The following is a 19,264-nucleotide window of genomic DNA, read 5'->3' as shown; positions in this document are numbered from 1 at the left end:
CGTGTTGCTTAAAAGCTGTTGCCGGCTGCGGTGTCCCACCGCCAGCCGGCATTTTTTCATTTCAAAGTGGCTTGTACTGAATCCATGTCCGGCACCCTCGCCCTTACCGAACAACTGATCGCGCGCGCGTCTGTCACGCCCGACGACCAGCATTGCCAGCGCCTCCTGATCGAGCGCCTGTCCGCGCTCGGCTTCGAGCACGAGACGATCGAATCGAACGGCGTGACCAACCTATGGGCCGTCAAACGCGGCGTCGACGGCACGCGCGGCAAGCTGCTCGCATTCGCCGGCCACACGGACGTCGTGCCGACCGGCCCGCTCGAACAATGGCACTCGGCACCCTTCGAGCCGACCCATCGTGACGGCAAGCTCTATGGCCGCGGCGCGGCGGACATGAAGTCGTCGATCGCCGGCTTCGTGGTGGCAAGCGAGGAGTTCGTCGCGGCGCACCCGGCGCATCGTGGCTCGATCGCCTTCCTGATTACGAGCGACGAAGAAGGCCCCGCCACCGACGGCACCGTCAAGGTCGTCGAGGCGCTGCAGGCACGCGGCGAGCGCATGGACTACTGCATCGTCGGCGAACCGACCTCGAGCGCGCAGTTCGGCGACATGGTGAAGAACGGCCGGCGTGGTTCCATGTCGGGCAAGCTCATCGTCAAGGGCGTGCAAGGCCATATCGCCTATCCGCATCTGGCGAAAAATCCGGTGCATCTGCTCGCGCCCGCGTTGGCCGAGCTGGTCGCCGAACGCTGGGACGACGGCAACGAGTACTTCCCGCCCACCACCTGGCAGGTGTCGAACATCCATAGCGGCACCGGCGCGACCAACGTCATTCCGGGCCATGCGGACGTGATGTTCAACTTCCGCTTCTCGACGGCGAGCACAGTGGAAAGCTTGCAGGCTCGCGTCCATGCGATCCTCGACAAACACAATCTCGAATACGACCTGCAATGGACCGTGAGCGGCCTGCCGTTCCTCACGCCGCGCGGCGACCTCTCGAACGCGCTGGCTAAAGCGATCAAGGACGAAACCGGCGTCACGACCGAACTGTCGACCACCGGCGGCACCTCGGATGGCCGCTTCATCGCCCGCATCTGCGAGCAGGTGATCGAATTCGGCCCGCTGAACGCCAGCATCCATAAGATCGACGAACACATCGAAGTCGCACACATCGAGCCGCTGAAGAACGTGTATCGCCGCGTGCTCGAACAACTGATCGCCTGACCAAGGAATTTCTGCGATGACGCTCCCGTTTTCCACTGTCCGCGACCTGCTGCGTTTCGCGGTGTCGCGCTTCAACCAGGCCGAGTTGTCGTTCGGCCACGGCTCGGCCAACGCCTACGACGAAGCCGCCTATCTGATCTTGCACACGCTGCATCTGCCGCTCGATCTGCTGGAGCCATTCCTCGACGCGCGTCTCTCTCCGGCCGAGGTCGACGCCGTGCTTAACGTAATCGAGCGCCGCGCCGGCCAACGCGTGCCGGCCGCATACATCACGCAGGAAGCGTGGATGCACGGCTTTCGCTTCCACGTGGACGAACGCGTGATCGTGCCACGCTCGTTCATTGGCGAGTTGCTGCAGGACGGTCTGCAGCCGTATGTCGAAGATCCTGAACAGGTCGGCGCCGTGCTCGAACTGTGCACCGGCTCCGGCTGCCTCGCGATTCTCGCGGCGCACGCCTTCCCGAACGCGGATATCGACGCCGTCGATCTCTCCGCTCCCGCTCTCGAAGTCGCCACGCGCAACGTCGCGGACTACCATCTCGACGACCGCATCGCCCTCTTCGAAGGCGATCTGTACGCGCCGCTCGCCGAGCGCCGCTACGACGTGATCATCAGCAATCCGCCGTATGTGAACGCCACATCCATGCAGGAACTGCCCGCCGAGTACAAGCACGAGCCGGACATGGCTTTGGCAGGCGGCGCGGACGGCATGGACATCGTGCGCCGGATCATCGCCGAAGCGCGCAACTGGCTGACCGAAGACGGCGTGCTGGTGGTCGAGATCGGCAACGAGCGCGCGAACGTCGAAGCGGCCTTCGGCGGCCTCGATCTGGTCTGGCTGTCGACGAGTGCCGGCGACGACAACGTGTTCCTGATTCAGGCCGCGGACCTGCCGGTATAACGTTTTATCGCTGAACCGCCGGTTGCCAGATCTCCGGACCGGTTTATCGCACCACACGCGCGGCAGACGTTCATTGCCTGCCGCGCGTGTCGCAGCGCCTGGCCGCACAGGCCAGCACCGCCCGCCTCCCCCCGCACACCCCGCATTCGCGGAATCCCCGAAGACGCTGAACCATCACACCACCCCAACTCACGCACGTTCGGTAAGATGGGCGCGGTCAGCTGCACGCTGCGCCATCGGGCAGCAGCGGTAGCGCCTTGCCAACCCTTCGTCCGCCTATGGAATTCGACCTGCTTCACATCGGCACGCTGGTCGCCCTCGCCCATATTCTCGGCGTGGTGGCGGCGTGCCACGCGATTCTGAACACCCGCACATCGCAAGGCGCGATCGCATGGGCCGTGTCGCTGGTCGCGATGCCGTATCTGACGCTGGTGCCGTATCTGTTCCTCGGCCGCAGCAAATTCCAGGGGTATGCGGACGCTCGCCGCATCGAAAACGAATTGCTGCGCACCCGCGCCCATCCTCAGGCATGGGACACGCTGGCCTCGTCGGCCGGGCTGCCTACCCAGGAACTTGGCGCGAGACTCGTGCATTCGCTCACGCGCCTCGGTGGCATGCCGTTCCTGCCGGGCAATTCCGTGCGCACGCTGGTCAACGGCGCCGCCACTTTCGAGGCGATCTTCGAAGCGATCGAAGGCGCACGCAATTACGTGATCGTGCAGTTCTTTATCGTGCGTGACGACGCGCTCGGCGAGATGCTTAAGGACGCATTGATCGCGAAAGCGCAGCAAGGCGTGCGCGTCTATTTCCTGTACGACAGCATCGGCAGTTTCGATCTGCCCCACCGCTACGTGGCGGCGCTGCGCGCGGCCGGCGTGGAGACGCACCCGTTCGCCACCAATCGCCGCTTCGTGAATCGCCTGCAGCTGAACTTCCGCAATCACCGCAAGATCGTCTCGGTGGACGGTGAGCGCGCATTTGTCGGCGGACATAACGTCGGTGTCGAATATCTCGGCAGCAAGCCCCCCCTGTCGCCATGGCGCGATACGCATATCGAAGTGCGCGGCCCGGCTGTCGCCAGCATCCAGTTCGTGTTCACCGAAGACTGGCACTGGGCGACCCAGCAGTTGCCCGAGTTCGCCATGCCGGCTTTCCAGCCTTCCGACGAGGGCATGCACTGCCTCGTCGTGCCGAGCGGTCCGGCCGACAAACAGGAAACCTGCTCGCTCTTCTTCGTCGAAGCGATCAATGCGGCACGCGAGCGGATCTGGATCACCACGCCTTATCTCATCCCCGACGAAGCCGTATTCTCCGCGTTGCGACTGGCCGTGCTACGCGGCGTGGATGTGCGCATTCTGATTCCGTGCCGCCGCGATCACCGCGTGGTGTTCGCCGCCTCGAAACTGTATGCGTACGACTCGCTGCGCGCGGGCATCCGCATTTTCCGCTACCAGCCAGGCTTCCTGCACCAGAAGGTCGTGATGATCGACAGCGCGGCGGCGGCCATCGGCAGCGCCAATCTCGACAACCGCTCGTTCCGCTTGAACTTCGAAATCATGGTGCTGACCGTGGACCGCGGCTTCGCCAAGGATGTCGAAGCGATGCTGCTCAAAGACTTCGCGGAGTCGCTCGAAATCGACCGCACCGAGTACCGCAACGCGAGCGCGCTGCGGCGCGTGTTGATGCACGTGGCGCGGTTGTTCTCACCGATCCTGTAGCGTCCCTGCCACCGCGCCGTGCCTTACAACTGCTTTTCGATATCCTCGACAATCGCCTCGGGCTTGGTCAGCGGCGCATAGCGCTTCACCACGTTGCCGTCGCGGCCGATCAGGAACTTGGTGAAGTTCCATTTGATCGCTTCGAGCCCCAGCAAGCCCGGCGCCTCGCCCGTCAGATAGCGGAACAGCGGATGCGCATTGGCGCCGTTCACATCGATCTTGTCGAACATCGGAAAGGTCACGCCGTAATTCTTTTCGCAGAAACTGCCGATCTGCGTAGCGTCACCCGGTTCCTGCTTACCGAACTGGTTGCACGGAAAACCGAGCACCGCGAGGCCGCGCGCCGCGTACGTGTCATAAACCTTCTGCAGACCCGCGTACTGCGGCGTGAACCCGCATTCGCTTGCCGTATTGACGATCAGCAAGACCTTGCCCTGATAGCGCTCGAGGCTCACTTCCTCGCCGCCAAGCGTACGTGCGGAAAACGAATAAATCGATGTCATATGCTCCCCCGTGAAAGCCGTCAGTCTATGCCAAAAGCCGCGCCGGTACAGTCGGCCGAATGGCCGATCCTGGCCGGGCGCCCGGTGACAGCCCCAGCAGTCTAAAATAGCGTTTTTCTTCAGTCGGCCTCTTCGTGATCCGCTTTAACCAGTTCAGCCTCGCGCGCGGCACCAAGCCGCTCTTTGAAAACACCACGTTCACCCTCAATCCCGGCGAGAAGGCCGGCCTGGTGGGGGCGAACGGCGCGGGCAAGTCGACGCTGTTTGCCGTTCTGCTCGGCGAACTGCACGCCGACGCCGGTGATTTCTCGATCCCGCCGAACTGGCAGATCGCTCACGTCGCGCAGGAAACGCCCGCAGCGGACAAAACCGCCCTCGCCTACACGCTCGACGGCGACGCCGCCCTGCGCGCGATCGAAGCGTGCATTGCCGAAGCCTCGGCCGCGCATGACGGCGCCGCGGAAGGCGAAGCGCACGCCGCGTTCGCGGACGCCGACGGCTACACCGCGCCCGCCCGCGCCGAGGCCTTGCTGCTCGGCCTCGGCTTCACGCTCGAACAAACGCGCGAGCCGGTCAGCAGCTTTTCGGGCGGCTGGCGCATGCGGCTGAATCTGGCGCAGGCGCTGATGTGCCGCTCCGACCTGCTGCTGCTCGACGAACCGACCAATCACCTGGATCTCGACGCGATCGTCTGGCTCGAAGACTGGCTGCACCGTTATCCGGGCACGCTGATCGTGATCTCGCACGACCGCGAATTTCTCGATTCAGTCTGCAACGTCACGCTGCATCTGGAGCATCAGCAGATCAAGCGTTACGGCGGCAACTACTCACAGTTCGAAATCCTGCGCGCGCAGCAGATCGCCTTGCAGCAAAGCGCGTATGAGAAGCAGCAGCGCACGGTCGAACATCTGCAGAGCTACATCAACCGTTTCAAGGCGCAGGCCACCAAGGCACGCCAGGCGCAAAGCCGCGTGAAGGCGCTCGAAAAGATGGAGATGATCGCGCCGGCGCATGCGTCCTCGCCCTTCACGTTCGAATTCCGCACGCCCGATTCCGCACCGAATCCGATGATGGTGATGGAAGACGTGCGCTGCGGCTATCGCGGTGAAGACGGCGAAATTCCCATCGTCGACCATGTGATGCTGTCGATTCAGAACGGTCAGCGCATCGGCCTGCTCGGCGCGAACGGCCAGGGCAAATCAACGCTGATCAAGACGCTCGCCGGCACGCTCGAAGCGCTCGGCGGCCATGTGCGCGAAGGCAAAGGTCTGCGCATCGGCTACTTCGCGCAGCATCAGCTCGAAACGCTTCGTCCGGACGACACGCCGCTGCAGCATCTGGCGCGTCTCGCACCGGATACGCGCGAACAGGAGTTGCGCGACTTCCTCGGCAGTTTCAACTTTTCCGGCGAGATGGCGACCGCGAAAATCGCGCCCTTCTCAGGCGGCGAAAAAGCCCGTTTGGCGCTCGCGCTGATCATCTGGCAAAAGCCGAATCTGCTGCTGCTCGACGAACCGACCAACCACCTGGATCTCGAAACGCGTCACGCGCTGACCATGGCGCTCGCGCAATTCGAGGGCACGCTGATTCTGGTGTCGCACGACCGGCATCTGCTGCGCGCCACCACCGATGTGTTCATGCTGGTGGCCAAGCATCGTCTGCAGGAGTTCGACGGCGATCTCGACGACTACCGCGACTGGCTGCTGCAACATGCCGCCGACCAGCGCGCAGCGCTCAAGGCGGGCACGGCATCAGACGGTGCGGATAGCGCGGACAGCGGCGTCAATCGCAAGGAGCAACGCCGTCTCGAAGCGGAAACGCGTCAAAAGCTCGCGCACCTGAAAAAACCGCTGCAAAGCCGCATCACCAAGATCGAAAAGGAAATGGACGCGCTCAACGCGGAGAAGGCGAAGCTCGATGCATTCGTCGTCGATCCGGCCAGTTACGAGCCCGAGCAGAAGAGCAAACTGACGGAAGCGATCCGCCGTCAGGCAGATGTGAACGCGCGCCTCGAAACGCTCGAAGCCGAATGGCTCGAGACTCACGAGGAACTCGAACAAATCGGCTAGCGGCAGACTGTTCGCGGTCCGCGCCGGCATCGATCGGAGGTAGCCCTTGTCACCCGTGAGCTCGTCTGCGTCCTCGTCTGAGTCGTCTGATGCTTCAGCCGCGCCATCGGTTGCGCCGTCGTCCGCAGCGGCGCCTGCACCGCTGCAAGGCCTGCGTGTGCTGGACCTGACGCGACTGCTGCCGGGTCCGGTCGCCGCCTTGCGGCTCGCAGAACTCGGCGCAGAAGTGCTCAAGATCGAAGCGCCAGGCGCCGGCGACCCCACCCGCACGATGATGCAGTCGTCCGGCGACCGCGTAGCGGGCCGCCCCGGCGCGTTTTACCGGCTGGTAAATCGTGGCAAGCGCGAAACGCGCCTCGATCTCAAATCGGATGCAGGACGTAATGTATTGCGCGCGCTGGCGGCCGAATCAGACGTGTTGATCGAAAGTTTCCGTCCCGGCGTGATGGAGCGCCTCGGCGTCGGCTACGAAACCCTGCGCGCGCTCAATCCGAGGCTGGTGTACTGCGCGATCAGCGGTTACGGCGCCAGCGGTCCGTTTGTCGACCATGCCGGTCACGATCTCAACTACATCGGCTACGCGGGCGTGCTCGATCAGTTGGCGGGCCGCGACGGCACGCCGATCCTGCCGAATTTCCAGATCGCCGACCTGCTCGGCGGCGCGTTGAGCGCGGTGACGCAGATTCTCGCCGCGCTATGGCACGTGTCGCGTGGCGGCGAAGGCCGCTTCGTCGACGTATCGATGACGCACGCCACTTATGCGCACAACGTCGTCGCGCAAGTGGCGCTCGCCAATGAGGGCGCCGCGCCCGCGGCGGGCGCCAGTCTGCTGAATGGCGGCGTGCCCTGCTACAACCTGTACCGGACGCTCGACAATCGCTGGCTCGCGGTCGGCGCGCTTGAACTGAAGTTCTGGGAAACGCTATGCATGGCGCTGGACCGGCCCGAATGGGCGACGCGCCACTGGAGCCTCGGCCAGGCGATCGGCGGCCCGGACGCCGCTGCGCTGACGCAGGAGCTGGCCGACCTGATCATCAAACGGCCGCTGGAAGAATGGGTATTGCTGCTGGAATCGCTGGACTGCTGCGTCTCGCCGGTACTGACGCCAGCGGAAGCCGCGCAGCACCCACTGTTCAACCGCGAGGCGTACGCGGCGATGAACGAAGGCCAGAACGGTTAAGCACTACCTCGCAGTGCAAAACCTTAGCGCCGCACCACCGTTTGCCGCGGCAAAACCTGGCGCGGCGTTTTTTCGTCGTCGTACAGGACATGCTTGCGGCCTTCCACGTGACGGTTGATCGTCGCGCGAACTTCGGCGGCGGTGACATCTTCGGCCACTACCCGGCGCGAAATCTGCCCGGTCGTGTCGATCCACTCGACAATCCGGCAGGCACCACCCCAAGGCTGGCGAATCGGCTCGGAGACGCGGCAGCCGCGCACCTGCATGGGCCGCTCGGCCACGGTTTCGTATGACTGTTTCAAGGCGCGATCCTTTTTCGGGCATCAGAAGGGATGCAATACCCTGCCAGCTTAGGAAAAAGGAATGTCGGGTAGGTTACAGCCAATATGGAGATATTTACTGGCCATTACGGACGGACAGGCGCCCGCAGGCGCCGGAACCCCGTCTAGTCAAGCGTGCGGACCCGATCGATGGCCTGTTCGATCCGTTCCACCGCAACAACTTGTAAGCCTTCAATCGGCTGTTTCGGTGCATTGGCCTTTGGAATGACCGCCACCGAAAAGCCCAGTTTGGCGGCTTCCTTAAGACGATCCTGACCGCGTGGCGACGGCCGGATTTCGCCGGCGAGGCCCACTTCGCCGAATACGACGAGCCCCTTGGGCAGTGGCTTGTTGCGCATCGAAGAATGGATCGCGAGCAGCACGGCGAGGTCGGCGGCGGGTTCGGTGATCTTCACGCCGCCCACCGCGTTCAGGAACACGTCCTGGTCGAAACAGGCAATGCCGGCGTGCCGGTGCAGCACCGCCAGCAACATCGCCAGCCGGTTCTGCTCCAGCCCCACGGCAAGGCGCCGCGGATTCGGCGCGTTGGCCGCATCCACCAGCGCCTGCACTTCGACCAGCAGCGGCCGCGTGCCTTCCTGCGTCACCAGCACGCACGAGCCCGGCACGGATTGCTCGTGCTGCGACAGAAACAACGCCGACGGATTGGCGACACCGCGCAGACCGCGCTCGGTCATCGCGAACACGCCGAGTTCGTTGACCGCGCCGAAGCGGTTCTTGATCGCGCGCACGAGGCGGTACGACGAATGCGTGTCGCCCTCGAAGTACAGCACCGTATCGACAATGTGCTCGAGCACGCGCGGCCCGGCGAGCGCGCCTTCCTTGGTCACGTGGCCGACCATGATGATCGTGGTGCCAGACTGTTTGGCGATGCGCGTCAATTGCGCCGCGCACTCGCGCACCTGCGCGACCGAACCCGGCGCCGAGGTCAGCGCGTCGGAGTAAACGGTTTGAATCGAGTCAATCACCGCGACGTCCGGCCGCTGCTCGGCGATGGTCGCCTGAATTTTCTCAAGCTGGATTTCCGCCAGCAGTTGCAATTCGCTCGCCTTCGAGCCGGGTTCCAGTAACGAAAGTCTTTGCGCACGCAACGCAATCTGTGCGGCCGATTCTTCGCCGCTGATATAAAGCGCGCGTTTGTCCGCGGCAATTTCCGCGAGCGACTGCAGCAGCAGCGTCGATTTGCCGATGCCCGGATCGCCGCCGATCAGCACCACGCCGCCCGGCACCAAACCACCGCCAAGCACACGGTCGAATTCGCTGACGCCGGTCGAGAAGCGCGGCACGTCGGACGCTTCGATATCGGCGAGACGCCGCACCGGCGCACTCTTCGCGAGCGACTGGAAGCGATGCGTGGACGGCGCCTCCGCGACCGATTCCACCAGCGTGTTCCACGCATTGCATGACGGGCACTGTCCGGCCCACTTCGGCGATTGGCCGCCACATTCACTGCAGATGTACAACGTCTTCTGTTTAGCCACGCGCCCTTGCCTGTGTTGCTGTTCTTTGGATTGATGCGCTCGCTGGGGTCCTCGCTGAGCAGTTTCAACTCCAGCTCACCGGGGACCTCACTGCGACCGTCTTTGGGATTGTCTTTGCACCGTCATGGAGACCGCCAGTGCGGCGGCCCACACAGCCAGCCAGTCAGTGCCGCGCCTTACTCCGCGCGCACCGGCACGCGCGGCGCCACCGCGCACATCAGCTCGTAGCCGATCGTGCCGCACGCCTGCGCGACGTCGTCGATCGGCAGGGACGTACCCCACAGCTCGACGCGCGAGCCGACATTGGCTGTCGGAATCGGCGTCAGGTCGACGGTCAGCATGTCCATCGACACCCGTCCGACGATCCGCGTCCGCACGCCGTCGATGATCACCGGCGTGCCTTCCGGCGCGACCCGCGGATAACCGTCCGCGTAACCGCAGGCCACTACGCCGATGCGCATCGCCCCACGCGCCTTGAACGCCGAACCATAGCCGACCGTATGGCCTTCGGCGAGCGTCTGCACGGCGATCAGTTCGGAGGCGAGCGTCATGGCCGGTTGCAGGCCGGTGCCAGCGATCGCGGCCGTCACGCCCGAGGGCGACGCGCCGTACATGATGATGCCCGGGCGGACCCAATCGAAGTGGGCTTCGGGATGCCACAGCGTGGCCGCCGAATTCGACAGGCTGCGCGCGCCGGCAATGCCTTGCGCGCCGCGCTCGAACGCTTCCATCTGATGGGCAACGCCACGCTCGCCGTCTGCATCCGAGAAATGGGTCATCAACGTGATCTGGCCGACGCCCTGGCAGGCCCGCGCGCGCTCCCACGCGGCGCGGAATTTTTCCACCGTGTAACCGAGGCGGTTCATGCCGGTGTTCATCTTCAGCTGGATATTGACGGGCTTGGACAGGCGCGCCATTTCGAGCATGCGCAGCTGCTCGTCCGAGTGCAGCGCCGTGGTCAGGCTGTAACGGTCGATCACGTCGATATCGGTCGGGCGAAAGAAGCCTTCGAGCAACAGAATCGGGCCGGCCCAGCCCAATTCACGCAACTTCACCGCCTCTTCCAGGTCGAGAAGACCAAAGCCGTCGGTTGCGCGCAAGCCGGGAAAAGCACGCGCGAGGCCATGCCCATAGGCGTTTGCCTTGACCACGGCCCATATCTTGGATTTTGGTGCGTAGCGCCGGGCGACGGCGAGGTTATTGGCGAGTGCGGCAGTGTGGATCGTGGCTGAGAGGGGGCGCGGCATGGGTAATTTTCGTAAAGACGCTTGCGAATCAGGAGCTTACAGGGCGTTTTCAGTGCTCGGCAGCCCGCTGGGCGGTGCGATCAAGGATTCTGCTAGTCCGAATCCAGCTATTTTCATGATATAAAGCCGTGCGCACAACCCATTTCGAACGGTATAAGCCCGGACGCTTTGCACACGGCCGGGGCGGACAGACCGCAGCGAGGACAGCATCGCATCAGATGAAAAAAGGTTTTTACACCATCATGGCCGCGCAGTTTTTTTCGTCGCTGGCCGACAATGCGCTTCTGATCGCTGCTATCGCACTGCTGAAAGATCTCCACGCCCCGAACTGGATGACGCCGCTGCTCAAGTTGTTCTTTGTGCTGTCGTACGTCGTTCTGGCCGCCTTCGTGGGCGCCTTCGCCGACTCCCGGCCGAAAGGCCACGTGATGTTCGTCACCAATACCATCAAGGTGGTTGGCTGCATCACGATGCTGGTCGGCGCGCATCCGTTGATCGCCTATGGCATCGTGGGTTTCGGCGCGGCGGCCTACTCGCCCGCCAAATACGGCATTCTTACCGAACTGCTGCCGCCTGACCGGCTGGTCGCGGCGAACGGCTGGATCGAAGGCACCACGGTCGGCTCGATCATTCTCGGCACCGTGCTCGGCGGCGCGCTCATCAGCCCGCACATTGCCGCACCGATCCTCAGGCACCACATCCCTACCGTCAACACGCCCGCTGAAGCAGCGATGCTGGTGATCATGGCCATCTACGTGATCGCGGCGCTCTTCAATCTGCGCATTCCCGACACCGGCGCACGCTATCCGAAACAGGAACGCGGCCCGATCAAGCTGGTCACCGATTTCGCCGACTGCTTTCTCGTGCTGTGGCGTGACAAACTCGGTCAGATCTCGCTCGCCGTCACCACGCTTTTTTGGGGCGCCGGCGCGACGCTGCAATTCATCGTGCTGAAGTGGGCCGAGGTGTCGCTGAACATGTCGCTTTCGGAAGCGGCCATTCTGCAAGCGGTAGTTGCGGTGGGCGTAGCAGTTGGCGCGATTTACGCCGCCTCGCGCGTGCCATTGAAGAAGTCGCTGACGGTACTTCCGGTCGGAATCATGATGGGTATCGCCGTCATGCTGATGGCCTTCTACACACGCGATCTGTTCCCCACGCATTGGGGCCTGTATTTCGGCCGCGTGCATGTGCCGGGCTATCTGATCGTCGCGTATATCTTCCTGATGATCGTCGGCGGCTTGTCGGGCTTTTTCGTCGTACCGATGAATGCGCTGCTCCAGCATCGCGGCCACGTGCTGCTGTCGGCAGGGCACTCGATCGCCGTGCAGAACTTCAACGAAAATCTCTCGGTGCTCGTGATGCTGTGCCTGTACGCCGTGCTGGTGTGGCTCGATGTGCCGGTTACGGCGGTGATCGTGCTATTCGGCACCTTCGTCTGCGTGATGATGTGGTTCGTGATGCGCCGCCACCAGGCGAATCAGCGCGCGTTTGACTCGGTCGCGCTAATCGGCGAAGTCAAGCACTGACCCGCGGCGGGTACTGCTCCTGGTAGTGCCCGCGCCTTCCCCCTTTCCTCGCTTTGCCATGACTCAACCCATTCCCAATGTGCTGACGATCGCCGGTTCCGATTCCGGCGGCGGCGCCGGCATTCAGGCCGATCTGAAGGCTTTCTCGGCGCTCGGCGCTTACGGCGCGAGCGTGATCACCGCGCTCACCGCGCAGAACACGCGTGGCGTCACGGCGATTCATGCGCCGGAGCCCGCCTTCATTACCGCGCAACTCGATGCGGTGTTCGACGACATCCGTATCGATGCCGTGAAGATCGGCATGCTGGCGAATGCGGGCATCGCGCGTGCGGTCGCCGAAGCGCTGCGGCGGCACAAACCGAAGCACGTCGTGCTCGACACGGTGATGATTTCGAAGAGCAATCACGCGCTGTTGCTGCCGGATGCGGTTGCAGCGGTGCGCGACGAGTTGCTGCCGCTGGCCGATCTGTTGACGCCGAATCTGCCGGAAGCCGCGGCTTTGCTGGGCGTGCAAGCTGCCACCGACGAAGCCGGGATGGTCGAACAAGGTGAAGCGTTGCGTGCGCTTGGCGCGCGGGCGGTGCTGATGAAGGGCGGTCATTTGAGCGCGGCGGACAGTCCCGACTGGCTCATACTGGAAAGCGGCACGCTGCGTTTGGGCGGCCCACGCGTGCCGGTGAAGAATACGCACGGGACGGGCTGCACGCTGTCATCGGCAATTGCGGCGCTGATTCCGCAGCGCGCTGATCTGGCGAGTGCGGTCGCCGACGCCAAGCTGTATCTGACCGGCGCGTTGCAGGCGAGCGATCAGCTGGATGTCGGCAGAGGCGTCGGGCCGGTGCATCATTTTTATCGGTGGTGGTGAGGGGCTGGGACAGGGGCGCGCATGGCTACGCCTGGCGATGCGGCCCGTTCGACTCAGACGCTGGGTTCAACGGCGAATCTGATCGGAAGGCAACGGCCACGCGTCGGGTAGCTCGGCGTCAATCTCGCCAACAGTCCTGCTACTTCCGCGCGTAGATCTGCGCCTGCTCTGGCCAATCGTCCGGCACGATAAAGCCGCGCGAAAGTTCTGCAATAGTACCCGCGCCGTCACTGGCGAACGCCGCGACCATCGTTGGTCCATGCTGATGTGATGTTTGTTTAGCAAGCATCTGCTGATCGACGAAAGCAAACCCTGCGGCCTGGGCTGCACCCTCTTTATGCCGCCGCGGCGCGAGCCATTCCAACCGTGGCAACACACGCCACATTTGCGCATGCGCCTCGGCAAAGTCTGCCCATTCGCTGCGGGTTACCCACCAGCCTCGTCCATGCGACGGATCGAGTTCGACAGGATCAGCCGGCGTCTCGCCCGCACGATAGAACAGCCAGCCTTTGATGAACATCTGCGGCGTCCACGGCCCTGTGTGACCGACCGATGCGAACTCTTCGCGCGCGCTCAACGGCAGTTGATGATTCAGAACATGCGCGAGCTTCAGATCGAAGCGGTCTTTCAGATTCGGGCCGACGTAATCGGCTAAGCGCGCCACCGATTGCGTGGCCGACTGCGCGCGGCTCTCGCCCGCATGCAGATAGCACTTCACCGCCAGCTCCCAATGCAGCCGCGCGCCCTGCTGCGTCTGCACGAGAAAATCGCATTCACCGAGCGTGACGCCCGAGCGCCGCAACGGCACGCCGGCCGCGACCAGCCGCGTCGCCGGCCCGTTTTGCAGGAACCATCCGAGCAACCGCTCGGCGTAGCGGCCAAGACGCGTGATACGCGTCGCGGCGAGATCGCGGTGCAGGTCGGCCGGATCGGCGTCCAGCGCGCGTAACCAGTCGACGGTTGCGTCAGCTTCCTGCGGCGTGTCGAAAGGACTCGCGAGCGCACCAACCGGTGGTTGCGCGCGCAACAAATCGGCGCTCAGCAGCAGCCACGCGAGATCGCGCACGGCCGGTTCGTGCAATGTATCGAGCAACTGTTCGAGGACCGCCGCCGATGTGCCGGGCGCGGCGGCAAAGCGCGCCGCCGGCCCGTTCGCGTCCGTCACTTTGCCGCGTTGGACGGCACGCCGCCCGCAGCGAGCCACGTGTCGCGCGCGAGGCACAGGTCCGCCCAGGCCTTCGCCTTGTCGGGCAGGCTGCGCAGCAGGTACGCCGGGTGATAGGTGACGATAACCGGCACGCCTTCGTATTCGTGCACGCGGCCGCGCAGCGACGAAATGCTGGCTTCGGTCCTGAGCAGACTTTGCGCGGCGAAGCGGCCGAGCGCGACGATCACTTTCGGCTTGACCAGCGTGACCTGGCGTTGCAGATAAGGCTCGCAACGCGCGACTTCGTCCGGCTCAGGATTGCGGTTACCCGGCGGGCGGCACTTGATTACGTTAGCGATATAGACGTTGCTGTCGCGCGCGAGCGTCAGCGAACGCAGCATATTGTCGAGCAGCTTGCCGGCCTGGCCGACGAACGGCTCGCCCAGCCGATCTTCGTTCTCACCCGGCGCTTCGCCGATCAGCATCCAGTCGGCGTTGCGATCGCCGACGCCGAATACCGTGTTCGTGCGTTTCTCGCACAGACGGCAGCGTTCGCAGGCAGCGACCTGCTGGCTCAATGCGTCCCAGTCGAGCGTCTGGATCGATGAGGGCTCGGGCGCGTCGCGGCGCGCTTCAACGGGAGCGTGAGCGTGGGACGGCTGGTCGTCGAACCATGCGAAATCGTCGTCGGGTGGTGCGTCGAACGGCGGTGGCTCGGGTGTACGAGACTGCTGCGGTGGCTGCCGCGTTTCGACAGGCGCCGGCATGGGCCGTGACGAATCGCTTGCACGTGCGGGAGTCTGACGATCGAATCGATCGCGCGTTTCCGCAGGTGGCGGCGCTTGATCCGCGCGTACCGGCGCACGGCGCTCTCCCTGCAGTTGTGCCGAATCGGCTTGTCCAGCTTCGCCGGTTCGCATCGCGGGCCGCGCGACGTCCCGGCCATCCTGAGCGAGCATGGACGACGATGGTTCACTCCCCGTCATCCGCGGATCTTCGCGACGCGCTACCTGATCCGCCAACCCGGCACCGCCCTGCTCGGCAGCGGCTTCGACTACGGGTTCCTGCGCCGCCGACATCCCGCGACGCACCCACAGCGGCGCGAGTCCGAACTCTTCCAGTACCGATTCATGCAGCGCCATCTGCGCCCTCCGTGGCAAACGAGAAACGCATCACGATGGCGTCCTCCCGGCTGCGATGCCGCGCCGGATAATAGTTTTTGCGCCGGCCAATCGACGCAAAGCCAAACCGCTCGTAAAGCCGGATCGCCCGGTGATTCGAGGGCCGCACTTCGAGCAGCAAACCTTCGAGTTTTTCAGCGCGCGTAATGCGCACCGCTTCACGCAGCAGCGCGAGCCCGGCGCCGGCACCTTGCGCAGCGGGCGTCACGCACAAATTGAGCAGATGCATTTCATCGACCACCGGCATCAGCACGCAATAGCCGATCAGCGAGCCCGTTACGTGACGCATGCAGATGCCGAAATAGCCGTTGCGCAGCGAGTCGCCGAAATTGCCGCGGCTCCAGGGGAATTCGTAGGCGATCTTTTCGATAGCCGCGACCTCGTCCAGATCGGCTTCGGTCATCGGCGACATATAGCGATCCGCCAGCAACACCCCGCTCATTGCCGGCCCTCACCTTGATCCGCTTCATGTGCCACCTTGGCAGCCTGTTCGGCCTTGGCGGCTTTTTCGGCGACGCGTTCCGCCGTGGTCTGGGCAACCTTGTCGCGAATGTATTCCGGCGCGGCCTGATCCGCGGGCACGGTGCGGCCGGCGCGAAACGCGCGCAACGCCGCGTGCGCGAGCGGCACAGCATGCGGCAGCGCTTCGCTGTCGACGGTTCGCGCAGCCGCGACGGCGGGCAGCCGCGCGCCGAAGGCCGCAGCAGCGTTGCCTGCCAAAGTGAATGGGACGTCGGGCAACACGAGCCGTTCCGGCGCGTCCAGCGAAGCCGCCTGTAGCGTGCGCCATTCGCCAACGGCCGCGTCCCAGGCGTAGTCGGCCCAATAGATTTCGTCCATCCGGGCGTCGAGTGCGGCGAGCACGCGGGTCGCCGACGGATCGCGCAACCGTGCGCTTTCCGCGCAGGCCAGCAGCGTGCTGACCGGCACGACCGGCAGGTTCAAGCCGAACGCGAGGCCTTGAGCGACGCCCGTCGCGGTGCGAAGACCCGTGAATGAGCCGGGGCCGGAGCCGAAGGCGATGGCGTGGCAGTCCGCCAGTTTCAGGCCAGCTTCGTCGAAAAGTTCGCGAATTGCGGGCAAGAGGCGCGTGCTGGAGACTGCGCCGGTTTGCTCGTGGCGCATCCAGATCCGGGGTTCGGCGTTGCCTTGGTCCGCTGTCTGGCTCGCCGCGCCGCCGACGGCGGACAGGAGCGCTACCGAGCAGAATTCGGTCGAGGTATCGAGAGCAAGAAGCACAGTTTGAGTCATGGACCGTATTGTAATCGGCACGGCGCGTGCAGATGCGGTTTTGGGTGTGCCTGCCGGGCGGGCAAGAATGTTTGGAATAAGCCCTCGGCCCCGCTGCCGCATGCAGTTGTTATGATCATCGGCCCAGCCAGAACCAACCCCGCCAGCCGGGCAAAAACCACCATGACAGACATCAACGCGCAATTCGTCCAGGCCCAGGAAGACGCCAAGCAACTGCCCGAGCGTCCGGGCAACCTTACCCTTCTGCGCCTTTATGCCCTCTACAAGCAGGCGATCGACGGCGACGTCCACGGCGACAAACCCGGCTTCACCGATATCGTCGGCAAATACAAGTACGATGCGTGGGCCGCGCTCAAAGGCACCGCGCCGGACGCCGCAAAGCAGCAATACGTCGAACTGATCGAAGCCCTCAAGAGCGGCACCGCCGCCTGAATCTGACCCCGCGGCTAAATCCGTCGCCCGGACTTGGCCGCGGCAGCCCCGCGGGCAAGTCCTTAGGTGTGGCCCAGCAGGCCGGCTCCTTAAGCCCACTCGGGCAGCCAGATGAAAGTTTTCCCCCAGGAAACTTCCTAACAGTGGCGCAGTGCAACAAAACCCTATACAATGCTGCCTGCGCTTCACTGCTTTGCCCGGCTTTCCTCTAGCGGCCTTTGCGGCGCAGCGCCTCGTAGCGTTTAGCTCCAATCCAGTTTAGAACCTGTCCCCTCCTGCCTAGCCCCCTACGGGCGATCATGTCCCAGGCTGGCGGCACGCCGTGTTGGCATGTCGCATCCGATACAGCTTCTAACGAAAAGCTCGCCTTCATTGTCGCGAGCTGCCCCCGTTTTTCGATTTGCTCGCTGCTTCTTTGCTCGCTGAATCCGACGACTTGGGTATGCCGATTGGCGCCGACGTTTTAATTCCCTGTGTACCAAGGATTCTCATGACTTCGAGCAATACCCCCAGCAGCCCGTTGAACGCCATCGCCGATCAAGCCCTCGGTTTCGCCGACGCACCCGCACAAGCCGCAGCTGTTGCTGCCGCTCCGGAAGCTGTCGCCGCAGAAGCCGCAGCGCCGACCGGCCCGTCGTTCGCGTCGCTCGGTCTCTCCGCGGATGTCGTCTCCGCCCTGACCGCCGCTGGTTATCAAAACCCGACTCCGGTTCAGCAACGCGCGATCCCCGCTGGCATCGCCGGCCGCGATCTGATGGTCTCGAGCCCGACCGGTTCGGGCAAGACCGCCGCGTTCATGCTGCCCGCCATCGAACGTTTTTCGCAACTGCAAAAAGCACAAGCCAGCCAGCCGCGTGAAGCGCGTCCGGCTGACGGTGCCCGCACGCGCCGTCCGCAACCGGTTGCCCGTCCGACCATGCTGGTTCTGACGCCGACCCGCGAACTCGCGATGCAGGTCACCACCGCCGCTGCCACGTACGGCAAGCACCTCAAGCGTCTGCGCACCGTCAGCATTCTGGGCGGCGTCGCTTACGGTCAACAGTTGATGCTGCTGGCAAAGAACCCGGAAATCCTGGTTGCTACGCCGGGCCGTTTGATCGACCACCTGGAACGCGGCCGTATCGATCTGTCGCAACTGCAGATCCTCGTGCTCGACGAAGCCGACCGCATGCTGGACATGGGCTTCATCGAAGACATCGAAACGATCGTTGCCGCTACGCCGGCTTCGCGTCAAACCATGCTGTTCTCGGCTACGCTCGACGGCAAGATCAGCTCGCTGACCGGCCGCCTGCTGAAGGATCCGGAACGCATCGAGATCGTTCAACGCCTCGAACAACGTACCAACATCGCGCAAACCGTCCACTATGTTGACGACCGCGATCACAAGGATCGTCTGCTCGACCATCTGCTGCGTGACGAAGGCCTCGACCAGGCTATCGTCTTCACGGCAACCAAGATGGACGCTGACCAACTGGCTGGCCGTCTGGCCGACGCCGGTTTCGAATCGGCAGCTCTCCACGGCGATCTGCCGCAAGGCGCGCGTAACCGCACGATCAAGGCTCTGCGCGAGCGCCGTGTGCGCGTGCTGGTGGCAACGGACGTCGCCGCTCGCGGTATCGACATCCCGGGCATCACGCACGTGTTCAACTACGACCTGCCGAAGTTCGCTGAAGACTACGTGCACCGCATCGGCCGTACCGGCCGTGCTGGCCGCTCGGGTATCGCAGTGAGCCTCGTGCACCACGCGGAACAAGGCGCGTTGAAGCGCATCGAGCGTTTCGTGCGCACCCCGCTGCCGGTGAATGTCGTCGCAGGCTTCGAGCCGCGCAAGTCGGCTCCGTCGGGCGGTGGCCGTCCTGGCTTTGGCGGCCGTGGCCGTCCGGGCGGTGGCAACGGTGGTGGCCGTCGCTTCGGTAGCGGCAGCGGCGCAGGCAAGCCGGCCGGTAACGGCGGCGGTTCGCGCAGCGGTAGCGGCAATGGCGGCGGCTGGGCCGGCAAGTCGGCTGGCGGCGGTTCGCGTGAAGGCGGCTTCGGCGGCGGTTCACGTGAAGGCGGCTTCGGCGGTGGTTCGCGTGACGGCGGCTACGGCGCACGCCGCAGCGACGGCCCGCGTACGGCGCGTCGCGGCAGCTAAGCAGCGACTGCCTGGCAGTCACCAGGCAAGCCTATTTACGTGGCTCGTTTAGCGCGTAGGGCGG

The 19,264-nt window shown here is 64.2% G+C and carries 17 protein-coding genes; 9 read left to right on the top strand and 8 right to left on the bottom strand.

What is annotated here, in order from left to right; all coding sequences use genetic code 11:
- The first annotated feature begins 84 nt into the window (after positions 1–84).
- From dapE to cls, 3 genes are all read left to right on the top strand, one after another.
- Positions 85–1,224 (top strand): succinyl-diaminopimelate desuccinylase, encoded by a 1,140-nt coding sequence (dapE, locus tag KHO30_RS12505; protein ID WP_200617934.1) that lies wholly within the window; start codon positions 85–87, stop codon positions 1,222–1,224.
- Between the two features lie 16 nt (positions 1,225–1,240).
- Entirely contained in the window at positions 1,241–2,125 is an 885-nt protein-coding gene (prmB, locus tag KHO30_RS12500) for a 50S ribosomal protein L3 N(5)-glutamine methyltransferase (RefSeq protein WP_054041015.1), read from the top strand.
- 278 nt (positions 2,126–2,403) lie between these two features.
- A complete protein-coding gene (gene cls, locus KHO30_RS12495; protein ID WP_211701178.1) occupies positions 2,404–3,843 on the top strand; it encodes a cardiolipin synthase in 1,440 nt (479 codons plus the stop codon).
- Positions 3,844–3,866: 23 nt separating this feature from the next.
- On the opposite strand, the gene KHO30_RS12490 is transcribed toward cls, so the two are convergent.
- Positions 3,867–4,346 carry a glutathione peroxidase gene (locus KHO30_RS12490; RefSeq protein WP_054041016.1) on the bottom strand — a complete coding sequence of 160 codons (480 nt, stop codon included), beginning with the start codon at positions 4,344–4,346 and terminating at the stop codon, positions 3,867–3,869.
- A gap of 134 nt (positions 4,347–4,480) precedes the next feature.
- Between KHO30_RS12490 and KHO30_RS12485 the strand changes: the two genes are divergently transcribed.
- Positions 4,481–6,415 carry an ATP-binding cassette domain-containing protein gene (locus KHO30_RS12485; RefSeq protein ID WP_200617924.1) on the top strand — a complete coding sequence of 645 codons (1,935 nt, stop codon included), beginning with the start codon at positions 4,481–4,483 and terminating at the stop codon, positions 6,413–6,415.
- 142 nt (positions 6,416–6,557) lie between these two features.
- Positions 6,558–7,595, top strand: a complete 1,038-nt coding sequence (locus tag KHO30_RS12480; RefSeq protein ID WP_093633640.1) for a CaiB/BaiF CoA transferase family protein — start codon at positions 6,558–6,560, stop codon at positions 7,593–7,595.
- A gap of 23 nt (positions 7,596–7,618) precedes the next feature.
- On the opposite strand, the gene KHO30_RS12475 is transcribed toward KHO30_RS12480, so the two are convergent.
- The 3 genes from KHO30_RS12475 to alr form a co-directional block, all read right to left on the bottom strand.
- Positions 7,619–7,897, bottom strand: coding sequence for a DUF2866 domain-containing protein (locus KHO30_RS12475; RefSeq protein WP_093633348.1), 279 nt, complete (start codon positions 7,895–7,897; stop codon positions 7,619–7,621).
- A gap of 143 nt (positions 7,898–8,040) precedes the next feature.
- Positions 8,041–9,417 carry a DNA repair protein RadA gene (gene radA / locus KHO30_RS12470; protein ID WP_054041018.1) on the bottom strand — a complete coding sequence of 459 codons (1,377 nt, stop codon included), beginning with the start codon at positions 9,415–9,417 and terminating at the stop codon, positions 8,041–8,043.
- Positions 9,418–9,593: 176 nt separating this feature from the next.
- Positions 9,594–10,664 carry an alanine racemase gene (gene alr / locus KHO30_RS12465; protein WP_211701177.1) on the bottom strand — a complete coding sequence of 357 codons (1,071 nt, stop codon included), beginning with the start codon at positions 10,662–10,664 and terminating at the stop codon, positions 9,594–9,596.
- 218 nt (positions 10,665–10,882) lie between these two features.
- Between alr and lplT the strand changes: the two genes are divergently transcribed.
- The gene (gene lplT / locus KHO30_RS12460) at positions 10,883–12,190 is read left to right on the top strand and encodes a lysophospholipid transporter LplT (protein WP_093633350.1); all 1,308 of its coding nucleotides are present in this window, start codon (positions 10,883–10,885) and stop codon (positions 12,188–12,190) included.
- 58 nt (positions 12,191–12,248) lie between these two features.
- Positions 12,249–13,055 (top strand): bifunctional hydroxymethylpyrimidine kinase/phosphomethylpyrimidine kinase, encoded by an 807-nt coding sequence (thiD, locus tag KHO30_RS12455; protein ID WP_093633351.1) that lies wholly within the window; start codon positions 12,249–12,251, stop codon positions 13,053–13,055.
- A 139-nt stretch (positions 13,056–13,194) separates the two neighbouring features.
- Here thiD and KHO30_RS12450 read toward each other — a convergent pair whose 3' ends face one another.
- The 4 genes from KHO30_RS12450 to tsaB are packed head-to-tail and all read right to left on the bottom strand — an operon-like array spanning position 13,195 to position 16,634.
- Positions 13,195–14,220 (bottom strand): DUF1853 family protein, encoded by a 1,026-nt coding sequence (locus tag KHO30_RS12450; RefSeq protein ID WP_211701176.1) that lies wholly within the window; start codon positions 14,218–14,220, stop codon positions 13,195–13,197.
- Positions 14,217–15,344, bottom strand: a complete 1,128-nt coding sequence (locus KHO30_RS12445) for a uracil-DNA glycosylase (protein WP_093633353.1) — start codon at positions 15,342–15,344, stop codon at positions 14,217–14,219. Before KHO30_RS12445 ends, KHO30_RS12450 begins: the two co-directional genes overlap by 4 nt.
- Positions 15,331–15,825, bottom strand: coding sequence for a ribosomal protein S18-alanine N-acetyltransferase (gene rimI, locus KHO30_RS12440; RefSeq protein WP_093633354.1), 495 nt, complete (start codon positions 15,823–15,825; stop codon positions 15,331–15,333). The genes KHO30_RS12445 and rimI overlap by 14 nt, the downstream gene beginning before the upstream one ends.
- Complete coding sequence (tsaB, locus tag KHO30_RS12435) at positions 15,822–16,634, bottom strand: tRNA (adenosine(37)-N6)-threonylcarbamoyltransferase complex dimerization subunit type 1 TsaB (RefSeq protein WP_200617917.1); 813 nt, start codon at positions 16,632–16,634, stop codon at positions 15,822–15,824. The genes rimI and tsaB overlap by 4 nt, the downstream gene beginning before the upstream one ends.
- A gap of 162 nt (positions 16,635–16,796) precedes the next feature.
- On the opposite strand from tsaB, the gene KHO30_RS12430 reads away from it, so the two are divergent.
- Positions 16,797–17,066, top strand: coding sequence for an acyl-CoA-binding protein (locus KHO30_RS12430; protein ID WP_054041059.1), 270 nt, complete (start codon positions 16,797–16,799; stop codon positions 17,064–17,066).
- Between the two features lie 490 nt (positions 17,067–17,556).
- Positions 17,557–19,200 (top strand): DEAD/DEAH box helicase, encoded by a 1,644-nt coding sequence (locus tag KHO30_RS12425; RefSeq protein WP_200652053.1) that lies wholly within the window; start codon positions 17,557–17,559, stop codon positions 19,198–19,200.
- Positions 19,201–19,264: the final 64 nt, after the last annotated feature.

This window comes from Paraburkholderia aspalathi (genome assembly GCF_905220735.1).
Taxonomy (GTDB): domain Bacteria; phylum Pseudomonadota; class Gammaproteobacteria; order Burkholderiales; family Burkholderiaceae; genus Paraburkholderia; species Paraburkholderia aspalathi.
Note: the sequence above shows the minus strand (reverse complement) of the source record. Positions and strands in the feature narration are given on the sequence as shown.